This window comes from Ezakiella massiliensis (assembly GCF_059862345.1).
Map to the genome: position 1 here is coordinate 42,624 of NZ_JCBCEO010000006.1, position 16,737 is coordinate 59,360.

General features: G+C 39.3%; 17 protein-coding genes and 1 pseudogene. 5 read left to right on the forward strand and 13 right to left on the reverse strand.

Features of this window, described 5'->3' with window-relative positions:
- The first annotated feature begins 9 nt into the window (after window positions 1-9).
- Complete coding sequence (locus tag AC6FXG_RS07805) at window positions 10-471, forward strand: VanZ family protein (protein ID WP_500572247.1); 462 nt, start codon at window positions 10-12, stop codon at window positions 469-471.
- A complete protein-coding gene (locus tag AC6FXG_RS07810) occupies window positions 471-1,631 on the forward strand; it encodes a D-alanyl-D-alanine carboxypeptidase family protein (protein ID WP_500572248.1) in 1,161 nt (386 codons plus the stop codon). Before AC6FXG_RS07805 ends, AC6FXG_RS07810 begins: the two co-directional genes overlap by 1 nt.
- Before the next feature lie 120 nt (window positions 1,632-1,751).
- Here AC6FXG_RS07810 and AC6FXG_RS07815 read toward each other — a convergent pair whose 3' ends face one another.
- From AC6FXG_RS07815 to AC6FXG_RS07860, 10 genes are all read right to left on the reverse strand, one after another.
- Window positions 1,752-2,153 carry a hypothetical protein gene (locus tag AC6FXG_RS07815; RefSeq protein WP_500572249.1) on the reverse strand — a complete coding sequence of 134 codons (402 nt, stop codon included), beginning with the start codon at window positions 2,151-2,153 and terminating at the stop codon, window positions 1,752-1,754.
- 265 nt (window positions 2,154-2,418) lie between these two features.
- Window positions 2,419-2,985, reverse strand: a complete 567-nt coding sequence (locus tag AC6FXG_RS07820) for a methyltransferase domain-containing protein (RefSeq protein WP_500572250.1) — start codon at window positions 2,983-2,985, stop codon at window positions 2,419-2,421.
- A complete protein-coding gene (locus AC6FXG_RS07825; protein ID WP_500572251.1) occupies window positions 2,985-3,692 on the reverse strand; it encodes a YaaA family protein in 708 nt (235 codons plus the stop codon). The genes AC6FXG_RS07820 and AC6FXG_RS07825 overlap by 1 nt, the downstream gene beginning before the upstream one ends.
- A gap of 364 nt (window positions 3,693-4,056) precedes the next feature.
- The gene (locus tag AC6FXG_RS07830) at window positions 4,057-5,709 is read right to left on the reverse strand and encodes a sensor histidine kinase (protein ID WP_500572252.1); all 1,653 of its coding nucleotides are present in this window, start codon (window positions 5,707-5,709) and stop codon (window positions 4,057-4,059) included.
- Window positions 5,706-6,377 (reverse strand): response regulator transcription factor, encoded by a 672-nt coding sequence (locus tag AC6FXG_RS07835; RefSeq protein ID WP_500572253.1) that lies wholly within the window; start codon window positions 6,375-6,377, stop codon window positions 5,706-5,708. The genes AC6FXG_RS07830 and AC6FXG_RS07835 overlap by 4 nt, the downstream gene beginning before the upstream one ends.
- Complete coding sequence (gene phoU / locus AC6FXG_RS07840; protein WP_500572254.1) at window positions 6,355-7,032, reverse strand: phosphate signaling complex protein PhoU; 678 nt, start codon at window positions 7,030-7,032, stop codon at window positions 6,355-6,357. The genes AC6FXG_RS07835 and phoU overlap by 23 nt, the downstream gene beginning before the upstream one ends.
- 2 nt (window positions 7,033-7,034) lie before the next feature.
- Complete coding sequence (gene pstB, locus AC6FXG_RS07845; RefSeq protein WP_075574468.1) at window positions 7,035-7,787, reverse strand: phosphate ABC transporter ATP-binding protein PstB; 753 nt, start codon at window positions 7,785-7,787, stop codon at window positions 7,035-7,037.
- 1 nt (window position 7,788) lies between these two features.
- Window positions 7,789-8,688: a phosphate ABC transporter permease PstA gene (gene pstA / locus AC6FXG_RS07850; RefSeq protein ID WP_500572255.1), complete on the reverse strand. Its 900-nt coding sequence runs from the start codon at window positions 8,686-8,688 to the stop codon at window positions 7,789-7,791.
- Window positions 8,678-9,553, reverse strand: coding sequence for a phosphate ABC transporter permease subunit PstC (gene pstC / locus AC6FXG_RS07855; RefSeq protein WP_500572256.1), 876 nt, complete (start codon window positions 9,551-9,553; stop codon window positions 8,678-8,680). The genes pstA and pstC overlap by 11 nt, the downstream gene beginning before the upstream one ends.
- A gap of 4 nt (window positions 9,554-9,557) precedes the next feature.
- Window positions 9,558-10,520, reverse strand: coding sequence for a substrate-binding domain-containing protein (locus AC6FXG_RS07860; protein WP_500572257.1), 963 nt, complete (start codon window positions 10,518-10,520; stop codon window positions 9,558-9,560).
- Between the two features lie 215 nt (window positions 10,521-10,735).
- Here AC6FXG_RS07860 and AC6FXG_RS07865 point away from each other — a divergent pair, with 215 nt between their 5' ends.
- Genes AC6FXG_RS07865 through AC6FXG_RS07875 form a run of 3 tightly spaced genes read left to right on the forward strand, consistent with a single transcriptional unit; the run spans window position 10,736 to window position 13,637 of the window.
- Complete coding sequence (locus tag AC6FXG_RS07865; protein ID WP_500572258.1) at window positions 10,736-12,151, forward strand: leucyl aminopeptidase; 1,416 nt, start codon at window positions 10,736-10,738, stop codon at window positions 12,149-12,151.
- A complete protein-coding gene (locus AC6FXG_RS07870) occupies window positions 12,151-12,384 on the forward strand; it encodes a glutaredoxin family protein (protein WP_099951311.1) in 234 nt (77 codons plus the stop codon). Before AC6FXG_RS07865 ends, AC6FXG_RS07870 begins: the two co-directional genes overlap by 1 nt.
- Before the next feature lie 8 nt (window positions 12,385-12,392).
- Window positions 12,393-13,637 carry a M18 family aminopeptidase gene (locus AC6FXG_RS07875; RefSeq protein ID WP_500572259.1) on the forward strand — a complete coding sequence of 415 codons (1,245 nt, stop codon included), beginning with the start codon at window positions 12,393-12,395 and terminating at the stop codon, window positions 13,635-13,637.
- Between the two features lie 88 nt (window positions 13,638-13,725).
- Here AC6FXG_RS07875 and AC6FXG_RS07880 read toward each other — a convergent pair whose 3' ends face one another.
- The 3 genes and pseudogenes from AC6FXG_RS07880 to AC6FXG_RS07890 form a co-directional block, all read right to left on the reverse strand.
- On the reverse strand, window positions 13,726-14,898 hold the full coding sequence (locus AC6FXG_RS07880) for a hypothetical protein (RefSeq protein ID WP_500572260.1): 1,173 nt from the start codon (window positions 14,896-14,898) through the stop codon (window positions 13,726-13,728).
- Between the two features lie 993 nt (window positions 14,899-15,891).
- Window positions 15,892-16,110 (reverse strand): annotated as a pseudogene (locus AC6FXG_RS07885) (tyrosine-type recombinase/integrase); the annotation flags it as partial.
- Window positions 16,101-16,724 (reverse strand): GNAT family N-acetyltransferase, encoded by a 624-nt coding sequence (locus tag AC6FXG_RS07890; protein WP_075574460.1) that lies wholly within the window; start codon window positions 16,722-16,724, stop codon window positions 16,101-16,103. The pseudogene AC6FXG_RS07885 and the gene AC6FXG_RS07890, both read right to left, overlap by 10 nt.
- Window positions 16,725-16,737: the final 13 nt, after the last annotated feature.

Here is a 16,737-nt window from a genome sequence, read left to right on the forward strand (position 1 = left end):
AGGAGAAAGATGGCAAGGAACAACGAACGCGCTACAATCGTTAGAGTAGTCGCCTTTATAATTTTAATATATTATGTATACGTGCTTTTAAAGACCTCGATCTTTACAAGGCTTTTTTCAAAAAATTTAATGAGGGGCTTGGAGCTCACACCCTTTAAGTCATTGGCTTTTACGGCGGATGCCTTCAAGGACCCAGCTGGAATTTTTCGGTCGACTGGTTTTAAGACCCTGTCCGGCCCTGTCTTTATGTTTTTGCCCCTGGGCTTTCTCTTGCCCTTTGTAAATCCCCAGCTCAAAAGATATATTAATATACTTGGGATTACAGCGGCTCTATCATTATCCATTGAAATCCTCCAGTATATTACAAAAACTGGGATCAGCTCAATCGACGACTTACTCTTAAATATAATCGGCGCATCCCTTGGATTTTTAATTTACAAAATCCTCCGCTTTGCCTTTGTGAACTCATAATGAAAAATATTAAAAGATATTTGGCGGCCGTCCTCGCTCTTCTTATCTTCCTCAGCCCAATTTCCTTGGCCAAGGAAATCGAAACGGACGCGGCCTACGCCATCTACGATTATTCAACCAATAAAATATTATACGGACAAAAAATCGACGAGGAAATTGCAATCGCATCTGTCACAAAACTCATGACAGCCCTCATGGTCTTCGAGAAAATCGAGGCCGGCGACCTAGCACTCACCGACACCTACACTTACAGTCAAGAGGAATTAAATCTTTATATGTACGGGTCAGACGTTGGCATTCAATTGGGACAAAAAGTGACTGTGGACGAACTCTTGCAACTACTTATGATTCGCTCTTCCAATTCGTCGGCCCAAGCCCTGGCAAAACTTGTTTCAGGATCTGAAGCAGAATTTGTTAAACTCATGAATGCAAAGGCCCAATCACTTGGCATGACCCACACGCGTTTTATAAACAGCCACGGCCTACCCATAATTGCGACTGACGATCAAAACACATCGACCATCAAGGACCTGACAATTATGGTCAAAGAACTTTACTCCAAGTATCCGCAAATCATCGACTACTCGAAAAATGCGGAGGCAAATCTAAACCGGATCGGCATCCATATTAAATCGACCAATCCCCTCCTCGGCTACAAGACCGTGGACGGATTGAAAACTGGGACCACAAGCCGGGCTGGCAAGTGCCTGATTGCAAGTGCGACTGAACCTGCAGAAGGGATCGACCTAACCAGGCGAGTCTTTACCTTTTTGTTTGGTGCAAAAACTGACAAGGAAAGAATGAACGTGTCCAGAGATTTGATTGACTTGGCCTTGGACGATTATGTTTACAAAAGGGTTATCGGAACTAATATGACCTTTACCCAAGACCTGGATCCCATTAACTTTGACCAGGAGTCCGTAGAAATAATTCCAGCCCACACGCTGGATAGACTTTTGGACAAGAAAAACCTCTACAAGCTGGAAGTCATACACAGTGACCCAGTCGAAGACGACATAAAAGCCGGCCAACTAATGGGCCAGCTGGTCCTCACAGAAAACGGGACAGAAATTGACAGGGTTGACTTGATTGCAAAAACCTCTGTCAAACGGAGCCCACTGATCAGACGCTGGTGGAAGAAAATTAAATCATGGTTTTAAAAAAATATCCCGACGGGTAAATCCGCCGGGAATTTTTGTGATTTCATTTTCAAAGCCAAAGGACCTAAGTTTCGGAATTGTTTTGTTGTACATTTTTCATGAAGAGAACGATTTTCTACATTAATTCCATAATAATTCCAACTCACCTGTTGCTTTTTCAAATTTTAAAAACAAATAGTATCGACATTTTTTATCGACATTTATACTAGAATTTGGCATATCAGAATCCAGATGTAACAATACTTTTTTGTTACTGTCCCATATTTCTGCAAAAACAAGCCCATTTTCAACTTTGCTCTTTAAGCAAAAATCATAAGTGCGATTTTCCTTAAATTTAATTATTTTTTTAATATAGCCATTGCAGGATACAAATTTTATCCTGCATCTGTCCTTATTTCTAAAGGATTCAATAAACAATTTAGCTGTTGTCCTACTCATTATTAAATAACCCTTAATCCACAAAATATAAAATAATATGCTTAAAAAAGTCATAAATAATATCCATATAAATAAGTTTTTCATCTTCTTGTCTCCCTCTTTTTTAAATTATTTTTTATAACAAGTGAAAATATTCTAATTCTTTTCAGATACTTGTACAATCTCTTTACACCGAATATTATTTCTTAAAGGCCAATATCTTGCCTCTTTTGATATACCTTTCCATATTTTCGTGGCCCCACTTGTTTAGATATTCTTCTGTCAAGTCCTCTTCAATTACCGCATAGGGATCAAAGCCGCATTCCTTTAAAATATTTTCTAACGAATCCTTCGTTATAGATCCGCCAACTCAGGTGGCGTGCATATGGGGATCGTCAAGTATCTCCTGGGGCAGAGGATTTATTTGAACTATATCAGAAATCGATAGCCTTCCGCCTGGTTTTAAAATCCTATAAATCTCTTGGTAGACCTTCTTTTTGTCTGGCAGCAAATTTATTACGCAATTCGATATTACGCAGTCGCAAAAATTATCAGGCAGATTTATATCGTCAACTTCGGACACAATAAAGTCCGTATTATCAAAGCCGCGTTTTTCTTTAATATAATTCGCCTTTTCAACCATCTCTGGCAATTTGTCAATGCCGATAGCCTTGCCCTTGGTCACAATCTTGGACGCCTTAAAAACATCCATGCCCTTGCCCGAGCCCAGGTCAACCAAAATATCCGTCTCTTTTAAATTTGCATTCTCAATAGGATTGCCGCAACCAAGCCCTAGGTTGGCCCCCAGCTCTAAATCTTCTTCTGTGTAACCCAGGGACAGGGCCAGCCTCCGCTCCATCTCGCCGTCCTTGCTAATCCCATCCTGCTCGGCAATATTCCTATAAAAATCAGCAGTAGTCTTTTTAAAATCTTTCATTATAAATCTCTCCTAAATACATATAATTTATCATTTGAATTTTCTTTATCATATACAAAACCGTCTTCATTAAAATCTTTTAAATCATCAAGACTTGTAATTTTATTTTTCACAATAAAATTCGCCATCTTGCCCCTAAGTTTTTTAGAAATAGTCGAATGACGTTTTATCTTTCCATCCCTAAGCTCATAAAAATCAAAGTCTATAAAGTCAAAATTATCTCTCTTAAGCAAAGATGAAAATTCATCAGAGGCCAAATTTAAAATCCTCTCACCTTTGTCAAAATAATTATTATAATAGTCCACCCAAAGTTTCTTAAGACTCATCCCCTTGACCTTGATCCCGGTATTAAAGTCCAAGCGATAGGGTTTGATCAAGTCATCGGTCCTAAGTGGCCCATAAAAAGCGGAGAGTATAATTACATGGTCTCTTGCAAAATTATCAGTCGCCCCAAAGTCCATCTCCCTAAAGGCCATGCCCTTGTACATATCTATGGCATAATAGGAATCACTATTGTCAAAGTCTTGGTAATATCCGTAGACCTCGTCAATAATCTTGTCGGACACCTTAAGCTTTTTTTGCAAGTCCGCCTTGGTCATTTTCTTTATTTCATTTAAAATCTCCTGCAAGATCTCATTTAATTTTATCTTTTTATCTATTTTATTTTCAAAAGCCATCTCCTTTGACGGCGATAAAATAATCTTCATATCCACCTCTATTATCTATATACCACAAAATCCACAAATTAAAAGAGCCGGGAATCAATCCCAGCCCTTTTATCTATTTTCTTAGGAGAAAATAATATGAATTATATTATTTTTCAGCATGCAAATTTTTTGAGTTTCGTCATCGACGAGTTACGTAAATCACCACAATCGTTCAAAATTTTTTGTCCGAAATAAATCGGACGCTACCTAAAATTTTGAACTCTTGTTCGCTACATGCAATTTGCGAGGAAAAATTGATGAATTTTTGTAGCTTGAGACTTTTTGACGAATGAGGCGTACTATAGTGTACGTCGGAATGAGCAAAATTTCGAACACTGCAAAAAGTCGCAATTTTAACCGCAAATTAATTATAGGGGATTTCGATGGTGAATATGGTGCCTTGACCTAAAACACTTTCCAAGGATATCTTCCCGCCCAACTTATCCACTCCATGTTTTACAATCGAGAGGCCTATGCCTGACGAGTCTTTTCTGTGTCTGGATGGGTCGACTGTGTAGAAGCGTTCAAAGATTTTTTCTTGGTCTTTGTCAGATATTCCGATGCCGTTGTCTTCGACTTGGATCATAAAATAAGTCTCGCGGTCGATCAGATTTACCTTGATATAGCCGTATTCTTGGCCGTATTTGTAGGCGTTGTCTACAAGATTGTAGACGATTTCTTCGATAATCTTTTTGTTGCCTAGGTAATTTATCTCATCAAGTTCCTTATCTAGTCTAATATTTTTTTCTTTTGCTTTAAGTTCATACAAGTCCAAAGTGTTTTTAACAATTTCATCTACTCGCAGATGCTCAGTTGGAATTTCTTCCATTTCTTCCAGCTTGGAGAGATTCATCATGGATTCGATGAGTCTTAAGATTCTCTTGCCTTCTTCAAGGATTGTGCCGCCAATTTTTTTGACGTCGCCTTCATTTACCTTACCGATAGATAATAACTCTGCATAACCGTTGATGGATGTGAGCGGAGTCCTGAGTTCGTGGGCAACATTTGAAGTAAATTCCTTGCGTTCGCGTTCCAAAACTGCAGCTTCTGTCACGTCTCTTAGGACTATAATCTTGCCTGTAAGTTCACTGCGGCCACCCACTGGTGTAATAATGGCCCTGATTTGCAAATCATCGATTTCCATGTCCACAGTCGAGGCCTTGTCTTCGGATAAGCCCGCTATAAACTTTTCGTCGCGTGTCAGATAAAAGACTGAGCGATTGGTATAGTCCACATGAACGTCGCGGCCCAGGAGTATGAGGGCTCTTTTATTTACGAGTTCAATCCTGTTTACATCGTTAACAAAAACCAAGCCTTCTCTCATGTTGGCCAACATAACCTCCATGGTGTGCCTGTAATCTTCCAGCTCTCCCATCTTTTGGTTTAGGCTTTCTCCTTGGTCCTCGATAACTCTCTTGACCGGATAGAGCTCCTTGTACATGAGACTGCCACCGGTTGTCAGATTTTGAACTTGGTCTTTCAAATCGTTTACAATTGAATTTGAAATGGTGTTTCCAATTATAAAGGTGATTATCATTGCCAAAATTATAGTAAAGATTACTGGCAAGAGGGCCTTTTGAAAGGACCTGTGTATATTTTGTTGGGGTTCGGAAATCCTCAAAATCGATCCTGTGTCCAACCTAACTGCGTAGTAATAATAATTTTCGTGCATGGTATCCGAATAGCGGACGGCGTTGCCGTGGCCCATTTGTCTGGCCGCAATAACCTCCTCACGCTCGTCGTGGTTTTCCATGTCTTCAAACCATTTGTCGGAATCGTATAAAACACTTCCGTCTGGATCAATTAAGGTTATCCGCATGTCTTTGAAAGCATTTTTAGCTTTTTTATAATATTCTACATCTTCAGGCATGGATCCCATCAGGTCGACTAGGTTTTGCAAGCGCTTTTCATGGGCGTCCTTGCTATTGTTATAAAGTACGACCGATGTCAGGGCAGCGGTTATAAGAATTGCAAGCACAACTAAAATTGAGAAGCTGTTATATATTTTTCTTTTCATCTGTCCTCCATTTTGTATCCAACATTTCTAATGGTCTTTATATACTGACCTTTTTTGCCCAGCTTTTGCCTTAAAAATGCAATATGGACGTCGACCGTTCTGGACTCACCTTCGAAATCAAAGCCCCAAATCTCAGACATAATCTTGTCTCTGCTTAAAACTATGCCCTTGTTTTGAACCAGGTAGGCCAGGAGTTCGAATTCCTTGTAAGTGAGTTCGATTTCCCTATCGTCTACATAAACCCGTCTGGAAATTTTATCTATACGAATGCCCTTTGCTTCGATAATGGTCGAGTCATCTTGGGAAACCCGCCTTAAAATCGCCCGCACTCTGGCGCAGAGCTCCAAAATCGAAAATGGCTTGGTGATATAATCATCTGCGCCCAAGTCCAAACCCTTGACTTTGTCGATCTCGTGGTCCTTGGCAGTGAGCATGATAGCAGGTGTATCCTTGTAGGAATTGTGCCTGAGCCAGTCTAGGATAAATAAACCGTCTTCGCCTGGCAGCATTATGTCAAGCAAAAATAAGTCTGGCGTCTCAATTTCCAAACCCTTTCTCATGGACTTGAAATCTTCAAAACCATTGACTTCGAAACCTTCATTTGAAAGTGCATATATAATTAAATCTCTAATGCTCTTGTCGTCCTCAACGCAAAATATCTTGGTCATCATTGTACTCCTTTAACGATGGATGAGTACCCGTCTCTGCATACACCACCCATTCGGCAATGTTTTCAGCATGGTCGCCAATTCTTTCGACATACTTGGCTATTTGCAAAAAATCTAGGGCAAGCTCTGGATCGTATTTACCTTCTTTTATAATATTAATAATATTTGCCCTGACCTTGAGGAAGTCTTCATCGACTATGTCGTCCTTGGCGTCTTGGTCTTCGGCCAGTCGCACGTCTTCAGCTACAAAGGCATCCATACTTATCCTAAGCATATCTTGGACTGTCAGATACATATTTTCTAAAATCGGGTAGTCAAATGGAATCTTTTGGTCAGGCATGAGCTTTTGAATTTCTGCAATGTCTTCTGTGTGGTCACCGATTCTTTCCAGGTCGGTAATGATTTTTAAAACAGAGGCAATAGTTCTGAAATCCTTGGCCCGTGGACTATGAGTTACCAATAACCTTAAGCACTTGGACTCGATTTCCTTTTCCATGGCGTCCGTCCGTCTGTCCTTTGCTATAATTTCATCCAACATTTTTTTATTATTTTGGTCAAGGGCCACAAAAGTATCACGCACATTTGCTTCTACAAAGGCGCCCATATTTATCAAATCTTGTTTTAACCCGCCAATTTCTTTTGCTAAATTTGCCATCTTTAACCAAACCTCCCAGTAATATAATCTTCTGTCCTCTTGTCTCTAGGATTTTCAAACATTTCTTGAGTAGGACTTACTTCGATCAAGTCGCCGTTTAAGAAAAAGGCTGTCCTATCTGTAATCCTACTTGCTTGGGCTATGTTGTGGGTTACTATAACTATAGTATAGCTCTCTTTTAATTCCAGTGCAAGGTCTTCAATCTTGCCCGTTGAAATTGGGTCGAGGGCAGAAGTTGGTTCGTCCATGAGAATAACCTCTGGCTGGACCGCCAAGGCCCGAGCAATGCAAAGCCTTTGCTGTTGACCGCCCGAAAGTTCTCTGGCGTTTTTGTAGAGCTTGTCTTTGACTTCGTCCCAAATAGCAGCTTGCTTTAGAGAATGCTCTACAATTTCTTCCAAGTCTCTTTTATTTTTTACGCCGTGGGTCCTTGGCCCGTAGGCGATGTTATCAAAAATACTAATAGGAAAAGGGTTTGGCGCTTGAAAAACCATGCCCACTCTTTTTCTTAAATAGTTTACATTATATTTGGGGTCATAGATGTCTTCGCCATCAAGCAAAATTTTCCCCTCTACCCTTGACCCGATAACCAGGTCATTCATCCTATTTAAACATTTTAATGTGGAGCTCTTGCCGCAACCGGATGGGCCTATAAAGGCGAGGATTTCGTTTTCCTCAACTTCCAAGCTCAAGTCGTGGACTGCGTGAAAGTCTCCGTAATATAAATTTAAATTTGAAACACTTATCTTAGTCAAACTAATCTCCTCCTAATTTCTTGGCAAGTTTGCCCGATACAAAGTTTAGTAAAAATACAATTACCAATAATATAAAGCCCGTTGCAAAGGCCTCACCTGTGTGTCTAACTTCGCTGGAAAGCTTGTACATGTGAAGGGCCAGGGTTGACCCACTTTCCAATGGAGTTTTTGGAATATTTGTGCTGGACCCCAAAGTGTAGAGGAGGGCCGCAGTTTCTCCAACCACCCTGCCAATAGCCAAGATGACACCGGATAAAATTCCCGGCATGGCCGTTGGTAAAACTATTTTAAAAATTGTCCTGATGTGGCCAGCGCCCAGGGCAAAAGATCCTTCCCTGTAGGACTTGTCGACACTTAGCAGAGCTTCTTCGGTCGACCTTACAATGGGTGGCAAAATCATAATGCAAATTGTTAATAGGCCCGATAAAAAACTGTAGCCAAATTGTAGGGCTATACCAAAAAACAAATATCCGAAGAGGCCGTAGACAATTGATGGAATACCTGCCAAAGTTTCCGTTACGATCCTGATCACTTGAACAAATTTTGAACCTGGCTTGGAGTATTCTACCAAATAAATTGCAGTCGAAATTCCAATTATAGATGAAATTATTATTGAAGATACAACCATAAAAATTGTCGTGACCAGGGCCGGCATCATGGAAACGTTTTCACTGTTGTATTCAAAAGAAAATAGGGATGGTTTGAGGTAAGGAATCCCCTTTATGCTAACATATCCTATTATAAATAAGAGTATACCCACTGCAAATATTATTGAAAAGGAGGTCATAATAGTATAGCCCATAGATTTTCTTTTGCCTGTGACCTTGTTTTCCTCCATGATCTTTGAAGCCCGAATGGTGGGGGCGGATAGATTTTTATCTTTGTAAATATTATTTTCCATTTGCAGCCCCCTTGTTTTTTAAGATTAAAAATGATCCATTTATCAAAAGTATAAAGATAAACAAAACTGTAGCTGTAGCAATCAAGGCCAGCTGGTGGTCGCCTGATGAGTAGGCCATTTCCAAAACTACGTTGGTAGTCATGGTCCTAATGCCCTTGGTAATGTCATAGGTAATCCGTGCTTGGTTGCCCGCTACCATGGCAACTGCCATAGTTTCTCCTATGGCCCGGCCAATGCCTAAAATTATTGCGGCAAAAAGTCCGCTTCTAGCTGCAGGGACCATTATCTTCATAATGGTACGCGAGTGGCTGGCGCCAAGAGCAACGCTTGCCTCGTAATAACTTTTTGGCAGAGCCCGAAGAGATGCCTCTGCGATTGAAATAATGGTTGGCAAAATCATAATGGCAAGGAGGATGCCCGCTGCCAAAATGCTGGTGCCCTTTGAATCTGGAAATATAATTCTAATCAGGGGTACGATTATTTGCAGGGCAAAAAAACCGTATACAATTGAAGGCACCCCTGCCATCAAGTCTACCATTGGCTTTAAGAACCTGTGGAGCCTGCCGTTTGCTTCCCAGGTTAAAAAAATTGCTGAAAAAATTGCAATTGGAACTCCAATCAAGGCTGCCAAAATTGTAATATAAAATGATCCGAAGATCATTGGTAAAATTCCATATGATGGTGGGTTTAAACCGGGATTCCAGTTTGTTCCAAAGAGAAATTCTTTGACACCCACCTTTCCAATAAATGGAACCCCGTTTTTAAAGATGAAATAACAAATGAAGAGGAAAGCTACAACAGAAATTGCTGAAGCCATCATAAATATGCCCTTCATTATGTTTTCTTTATAGTCTTTCCTCTTCATAGCCTTACTTTACTTCTTCCCAATTAGCTGTTTCGCCAGTGTATATAGATCTGATTTGATCAACAGTGAGTTCGTCAATTGGGTTTTCATTGTTGACGATAACAGCGATACCGTCTCTAGCAAGTACTAGGTCGTCTAGGTTAGCTTCTTCTTCCTCTTTTAGAGCACGTGAGCTCATGCCGATGTCACAAATGCCTTCTGTAGCTGATTTAATACCTGCGCCTGAGCCTGTTGCTTGGATGTCAGCTTTGAAATCTGGGTTTAGAGCTTTGTAAGCGTCTACAAGTTTTTCCATAAGTGGAGTAACTGATGTTGAACCAGCGATTGTAAGTGTACCTGACATTTTAGCTGGTGTGTAAGATTCACTTGTTTCAACTGGGATACAGCCATCTTCTTCAACAATTTTTTGTCCTTCAACGCTCATGCAGAATTTCAAAAAGTCTTTTGCTAGGTCTGAAAGTTCAGCTTCCTTATAAGCAAGCATGAATGGACGAGCGATTGGGTATTTGCCAGCAACAATTTCTTCTGGTGTAGCCATAGCGCCGTCAACCTTAAGAGCCTTTACTGAATCGTTTAGAGATGCTAGTGAGATGTAACCGATAGCTGCTTTGTCGCCTGAAACTGTAGTTACAACAGCGTCTGTTGCGTTAGCGATTGTAGCTTCGATTGTTGTTTGGTCAACTTCTTCACCCTTGTCGTTTTTTGTAATGATTTTGGTGATTTCTGTGAAGGCACCGCGTGTACCTGAACCAACTTCTCTACTTACTACATTGATAGCGCCCTTAAATTCTGCTGGGGCTTCTTCTTTCTTTTCTTCTTTTTCTTCTGTTTTTGTTTCTGTTTTTTCTTCTGTCTTCGTTTCTGTCTTGGTATCTGTTTTTGCTGTGTCATCTTTTTTGCCACATCCTACAAATACAAGTGCAAGGGCAAGTGCGATTGCAATAATTGTTAATTTTAAATTCTTCATTTTTTCCTCCTAAAATATTTAAAATCATTTGCATCTCCTGATGCACCTATATATTACCGCCCATTTGTTAAATACCTATTTCCCATTTGTAAAATCTATGTAAAATATGTAAAATTGGTAAAGTTTTTTAATTTTACAAATCTCTCTTATCTTCTATATAATATCCTGCTTTATAAATTGACCAAAGGGGTATAAGTCATCATAGGAGGTTTTTTATGAAGATTTATATTAAAGACACTGAAGATTTAAAAGTTAGATTTATCGCATCAGACAAAGAAGACATATGCTGCGATAAGGTCAAAAATTTGTTTGACAAGAAATTTTTCACAGGCGACCTAGGTGAAGTTTTCTTGGATTTAGACGAAGGCAAACCATCACTTTTCGTTGGCCTAGGAAAGATGGCCGACTACAGCCTCGACAATATGAAGATTGCAGGCCTCAAAGCTGGACAAAAGCTAGCCAAAATCGGTGCAGAAAAAGTTATGTTAAAATTCTGCTCCAAGGCAGAAGACAAAAACGAACAAGTCCTAGCAGTTCTGGAAGGGATTTTAAACTCAACCTATTCTTTCGACAACTACAAGTCAAAGAAACCTGACCCATCCAAGCTAGAAGAAATTAATATCTGTCCAAAATGCGCAGAAAATTTGAAGGATGCAGACATCAATGAGCTCCTAGACAAGTGGGCAGGCATCGTCTTTGCAAGAGATTTGGTAAACACTCCTGCAAATGACATGACCCCATCAATCTTGGCAGAAAACGCCCAAAGCTTAAAAGAACTTGGCGTGGATGTAAAAGTTTACGGACAAAAAGAAATCGAAGGCTTTGACATGAAGGCCTATCTATCAGTGGCCAGAGGATCAAATGAAGAGCCAAAACTAATCGTTATGGAATATATGAAGGGCGAAGGCGCTCCAATCGTTTTAGTCGGCAAGGGTTTAACTTACGACTCAGGTGGATACAGCTTGAAGCCATCAGACGGTATGAAGACAATGAAATCAGACATGGGCGGATCAGCTGCAGTAATCGGTGCTATGAAGGCCATTGCAAAGTCAGGTCTAAAGAAAAACGTGGTTGCCATTGTAGCAGCTTGCGAAAATATGCTTGACGGTGGAGCCTACAAACCTGGCGACATTATCGGATCAATGAAGGGTCTTACCATCGAAGTTGACAACACAGACGCAGAAGGCCGCTTGACCTTGGCAGATGCTGTTCACTACGGAGAAAAAAATTACAAGCCAAAGATGATAATCGACCTGGCAACACTTACAGGCGCTTGCCTAGTTGCAGTGGGTCAGCATTACTCAGGAGTTATCGGCAGATGTGACAAGTGCATTAACACTGTTCTTGACGCAGCCAAGGCCGAAGGCGAAAAAGCTTGGGGCCTTCCATACGGCAAGGACTTCCAAGAACTAAATAAATCTGAAATCGCTGACATCAAAAACACAGGCGGCAGGTTTGGTGGATCATCATCAGCCGGCGAATTCGTTGGTGCCTTCCTAGAGCCAAGTACTCCATGGGCCCACGTAGACATCGCAGGACCAGCCTTTAATTCAGCTCCATACAGATATGAACCAGCAGGCGCCACAGGCCACATGGTAAAAACATTATATAGAATTGTAAAGGAGTCATAATGGACTTAAAATTATATTACAAACCCGAATGCCCATTTTGCAAAAAAGTTTTAAGCTTTATGGAAAAGAACGATATCGAACTCGAACTAAAAAATATTCACGATGAAGAAAATAAAAAATTCCTCGTTGAAAAAGGCGGCATGAACCAAGTGCCCTGCCTCTTTATCGATGGCAAGGCCATGTACGAATCAGACGATATCATTGAGTTTTTAAAGGAAAAATTCAACAAATAGGAGATAAAATGGATATAAAAACATTTTTTGACAAGTCAAAACTAAATTTCGAAGCCATGGACAATTTATCAGCCATGCTTGATGAAGCCGGCTTTAAAAGATTAAACGAAGAAGACAAGTGGGATTTAAAAACTGGTGGCAAATACTATGTAATAAAGAATGAAACTTCTCTCTTTGCCTTTAGAATGGGCAAGGACAGTAAAAATGGTTTCACAATCGTAGGCAGCCACTCGGATTCCCCAGGCTTTAGGATTAAACCCAATCCAGAAATGGTCAAAGAAGAAGTCGTCGTCTTAAACACAGAAGTTTACGGCGGACCCCTTCTATACACCTGGTTTGACAGACCACTTTCAATTGGCGGTAAGGTCACAGTAGATTCTGGCGACCCTTTGAAGCCAAGGGTCATCAAGTACAGGTCCAAGGAAAATTTAATGGTCATCCCATCAGTTGCAATTCACATGAATCGCGAAGCCAACAAGGGCTGGGAAATAAATCCCCAAGAGCACACCCTTCCAGTTGTTGGATTAGACAAGGACTTTAAGTTAATCCCATATATTGAAAAGGAAATCGGCGAAAAAATAATCTCCCACGAACTCTATTTAATTAACGACAACGATTTTGAATACGTAGGAGTAAACGACGACTTCTTTATGACAGGCAGGATCGACAATCTAGGCATGGCCTTTGCAAGTGTAAACGCCATCATAAATGCCAAGGGCGGAGACAAAACCGCAGTCGCCTATGTATCGGACAACGAAGAAATCGGATCAATGACAGCCCAAGGTGCCTTTGCCCCATTCTTTAGAGACACACTTGAAAGAATAATCGTGGCCACAGGCGGAAATTTTGAAGACTTTAGAATAGCCCTCAAAAATTCCTTTATGATTTCAGCCGACCAAGCCCACGCTGCCCATCCAAACTTTGGAAAAGTTGCCGACCCAACCAACCGCCCACGCATGAACGAAGGGCCCGTTATCAAGGTCGCAGCAAACGGAGCTTACACATCGGATGCAAATTCCATTGCAGTCTTTAGAAACCTGGCAAAAATTGCCGGCGTCAAGACTCAAACCTTTGTAAACCGCTCAGACAAACGCGGCGGATCAACCATCGCCTCCATCACCACATCCAAAATCGACATACCAATAGTCGACGTAGGAAACCCAGTCTGGGGCATGCACTCCGCAGTCGAAACCAGCGGCGTCAAAGACCAAGAAGCCATGGAAAAAATCATGACAACCTTGTTTGAACAATAAAAAATATATGTAAACAAAAAGGAGGTGAACAATCACCTCCCTTTTTTGATAAGAAAAATGCACCCACTCGGGTGCATTTAAAATGATTTTATATGATATAGACCATAGCAAAGTGTTGCATTTCATCGCTTAGATAAACCATAACATGGCAGCTAGTTAGTTTTGCGCCATCCTTTACAAGTGGAAGTTCAGAAATATCTTGTCCGTCTTTGCTTTCGATTTTAGAACCGTCACTATAATTTGCAACTACAATTACAGTACCTAATAGTCCACTGGTCCCATTGGTGAGTGGTGCGACCAAGTGGCCATTTTTAATATCTATGCCAAATTTATTTTCCTGGTCCATTTTATAAGCAAAATCATTAATTAAGCTCAATATGTCAATGGAATTTTGTCCGAGCCTATCCGCTTTTATGAAATAGGTATTAAAAAACTTTTCCCAAGAAAGTTCAAATGCTTTGCCTTCCCCTAGGATGGCACTTTGTGCTTCAATTCTCTTTTGGTTTAGGTCTTTGTCCATTAATTGATATTTAATAATAGGTAGCTTGCCTTCACCCTTGTCAGTTTTTTTACTTATATAGTAAACATCGCCATCTTTTTTTAGATTATAGCCGTTAATTGAAAGATTTTTCACTTTTTCACCATCTGCCAAGAAGGCTTGAATTTCTTCTGGTGTTGCGTTTGGATCTGCGTTTTTAACTTCTTCTTTCTTTTCTTCAGTTTTTTCTTCTGTCTTTTCTTCAGCCTTTTCTTCGACCTTAACTTCTGACTTGGTGTCGACAATTATTGCCTTGGTTTCTCTGTTGTAGTCTACTATAAATCCTACAACTGGGCCTAGGTCACGAAGTTTTACATAGTTATTTCTGTCGATTAAAGCTGCCTTTAATTCAACTTCTTTGCCATCAACCAAAATTGTGTTTGTAACCATCTTAGCCTTGGTCTTGTCGTGCTTCATTTCTTGTAGGTCAGTGTCAAGCTTTTCGTATGGCTTTCCAAGTTCCAAAGCGATTTGCTTTTTGACATCATCAAATACAATGTTAAATTGTTTGTCTGTGCCGTTGAGTAGAGCTGCCAAGTCTCTTAGCTTGTAGTAGTTGTTGGCATTGATTAAATATCCGCCAATCTTTGCCTCTTCTCCATCGAGTTCGAATGGTTGGAAACTCTTTTGAGCTTCAGCCATTGGAGCTTCTTGTCCTTCAGCCCTTGCAATAGGTGCAAGTACAATAAGAATTGCAAGTGCAATTAGTAATACTTTTTTCATAAGTACCTCCTAAAAATATTATTACTTTAATCATAGCAAATAACGAATAAAAGTCAAGTTATTTGTTGTATTGACGGCAAAAAATATGGCCACCAAATTTGTGGCCAACTTAGATGTATCCATAGGAGAAAAAGTTTGTCTCACCCACGTGACATCGAGTCTCCGTGGCCGAGGTGTCCACAATAAAGCGGACGGTACATGGCTATATGAATATCCGTTGGGTAAATGCATTCGTTTTTTATTATCTCTCTGCCTATTTACATATAATTTGTGAGGAAATTTCGATGAGGACCGTGAGATTCACCAATTGTTAAAAAATTTTTTTGGCCGAGATAAATCGGCCGCTACAGAAAAATTTTTGAACTCTTGGGAATCTCTGACACGAGACCTGCTAGCCAATAATAAAGATAAAACTATGCCAAATATTCCTATTTGAATTTCTCCTTTTCATTATTTAAAAAATCTCAAAAAAAATATTTTTTATAAAAGTAATTATGTTACTAAATCTAAAACTATTTAAAAAAAATATTATAGTAAACGGGTATATTTTTATTAAAAAATACTTAAACGTAATGGTTCCATTTAATACGCGTTTCAAAATAAAGAACAAGTTTAATAAAGATAGCAGAGTAAAGATCGCCAGTAACCATATAAAAATCTTGTTGGTAATTTTTGAAAATGTATTCATCGTTGTTCCCACGTCCCAACCAGTGTATTGGGAGCTATTCAGAATTGCAAAACCATATAACGGTATAAAAAATAATAAAAATAAAATTATTCTATCAATATATTTTTCTGCTGTTTTATATCTCATAATCCCCTCTACTAATAAAATTTTAATAGCCAACGTTTAAAAAAACATCTTCTATTAATTTAATTATTGTATCATAAAAATTTTCACTTTTGCAAAAATATGTAATAAAGTCTCTTGTAATAATTCAAATATATAAAATAGCCTTAATGATAAATATATATAAAAAAGGAAGCACCCTTTAGATCACCTATATAGGGAAGTATTTTTTGATTTACACTTGCTTCTTTTGTCCTCCAAGTATTTTCTCTTATTCTTGGTTATCTATCCCTCTTGTAAAGTTCAAAAAACTACCTAAAGCTCATCTCAATCGATTCAGAATGTTGATTTAAAAATTCTTATTCCCATTTTAAAGCTTCTTTTTTCGTTGAAAATCCACGTTTTTTCTTAGTCAATTTTTCTCTCTAAGAATATGCCATAAAATTTTATCTTCGAAGCCACAGTTTTCATACAATTTATCTGGTTTAGTTTTATTATCTACTCTGCCTGAAACTGTGACAAAATTTGCCTTCTTCCTGAGTCTTCGAAGTAGTTCATAAACAATAGCTTTTCCTAACCCTTGTCCTCTATATTGTTCAGATACTTGAATCCAATCTAAATATCCTTCTTTGATTTTATTATCAAATTCAGCAATACCTGTAGCAGCTATAGCATCGTTTTTCTTATCATATAAGCAGATCCATAGCTCTTCATCGTAAACTGGCTTCTTTTTATAAGATTCCAGTTCACTAACTGTTAATCCCTCTTCCTCATAGCATGAATTTATGTGATTTGCAAAATCAGCAGTGCTAGCTTTAGCAAATATAAAGTCATCAGAAATAAACTGTTTGCCTACATAATTTAGATAATGTACTAACTTAAAGTAGACTTCATCAGTGTGTGTTTCCAATAAGCCAGGGTTAAATTCATTTTCATTCAGGACTTTAATATGAGCAGGAGTTTTAAAGTTACATGCCTTCCAAAATGATAAGGCAGAGGCAGCCGTTGGTTTCTCTAAATATTCTTTTTTATCCATTTTAACCTCATTT

Excerpts from the sequence above, each read along its gene's own strand:
- AC6FXG_RS07810 (WP_500572248.1), top strand. The coding sequence starts at position 471 with ATGAAAAATATTAAAAGATATTTGGCGGCCGTCCTCGCTCTTCTTATC.
- AC6FXG_RS07880 (WP_500572260.1), bottom strand. The coding sequence starts at position 14,898 with ATGAAAAAAGTATTACTAATTGCACTTGCAATTCTTATTGTACTTGCA.
- AC6FXG_RS07830 (WP_500572252.1), bottom strand. The coding sequence starts at position 5,709 with ATGAAAAGAAAAATATATAACAGCTTCTCAATTTTAGTTGTGCTTGCA.
- AC6FXG_RS07835 (WP_500572253.1), bottom strand. The coding sequence starts at position 6,377 with ATGACCAAGATATTTTGCGTTGAGGACGACAAGAGCATTAGAGATTTA.
- AC6FXG_RS07825 (WP_500572251.1), bottom strand. The coding sequence starts at position 3,692 with ATGAAGATTATTTTATCGCCGTCAAAGGAGATGGCTTTTGAAAATAAA.
- pstA (WP_500572255.1), bottom strand. The coding sequence starts at position 8,688 with ATGGAAAATAATATTTACAAAGATAAAAATCTATCCGCCCCCACCATT.
- AC6FXG_RS07805 (WP_500572247.1), top strand. The coding sequence starts at position 10 with ATGGCAAGGAACAACGAACGCGCTACAATCGTTAGAGTAGTCGCCTTT.
- AC6FXG_RS07875 (WP_500572259.1), top strand. The coding sequence starts at position 12,393 with ATGGATATAAAAACATTTTTTGACAAGTCAAAACTAAATTTCGAAGCC.
- AC6FXG_RS07815 (WP_500572249.1), bottom strand. The coding sequence starts at position 2,153 with ATGAAAAACTTATTTATATGGATATTATTTATGACTTTTTTAAGCATA.
- AC6FXG_RS07820 (WP_500572250.1), bottom strand. The coding sequence starts at position 2,985 with ATGAAAGATTTTAAAAAGACTACTGCTGATTTTTATAGGAATATTGCC.
- phoU (WP_500572254.1), bottom strand. The coding sequence starts at position 7,032 with ATGGCAAATTTAGCAAAAGAAATTGGCGGGTTAAAACAAGATTTGATA.
- AC6FXG_RS07890 (WP_075574460.1), bottom strand. The coding sequence starts at position 16,724 with ATGGATAAAAAAGAATATTTAGAGAAACCAACGGCTGCCTCTGCCTTA.
- AC6FXG_RS07865 (WP_500572258.1), top strand. The coding sequence starts at position 10,736 with ATGAAGATTTATATTAAAGACACTGAAGATTTAAAAGTTAGATTTATC.
- AC6FXG_RS07860 (WP_500572257.1), bottom strand. The coding sequence starts at position 10,520 with ATGAAGAATTTAAAATTAACAATTATTGCAATCGCACTTGCCCTTGCA.
- AC6FXG_RS07870 (WP_099951311.1), top strand. The coding sequence starts at position 12,151 with ATGGACTTAAAATTATATTACAAACCCGAATGCCCATTTTGCAAAAAA.
- pstC (WP_500572256.1), bottom strand. The coding sequence starts at position 9,553 with ATGAAGAGGAAAGACTATAAAGAAAACATAATGAAGGGCATATTTATG.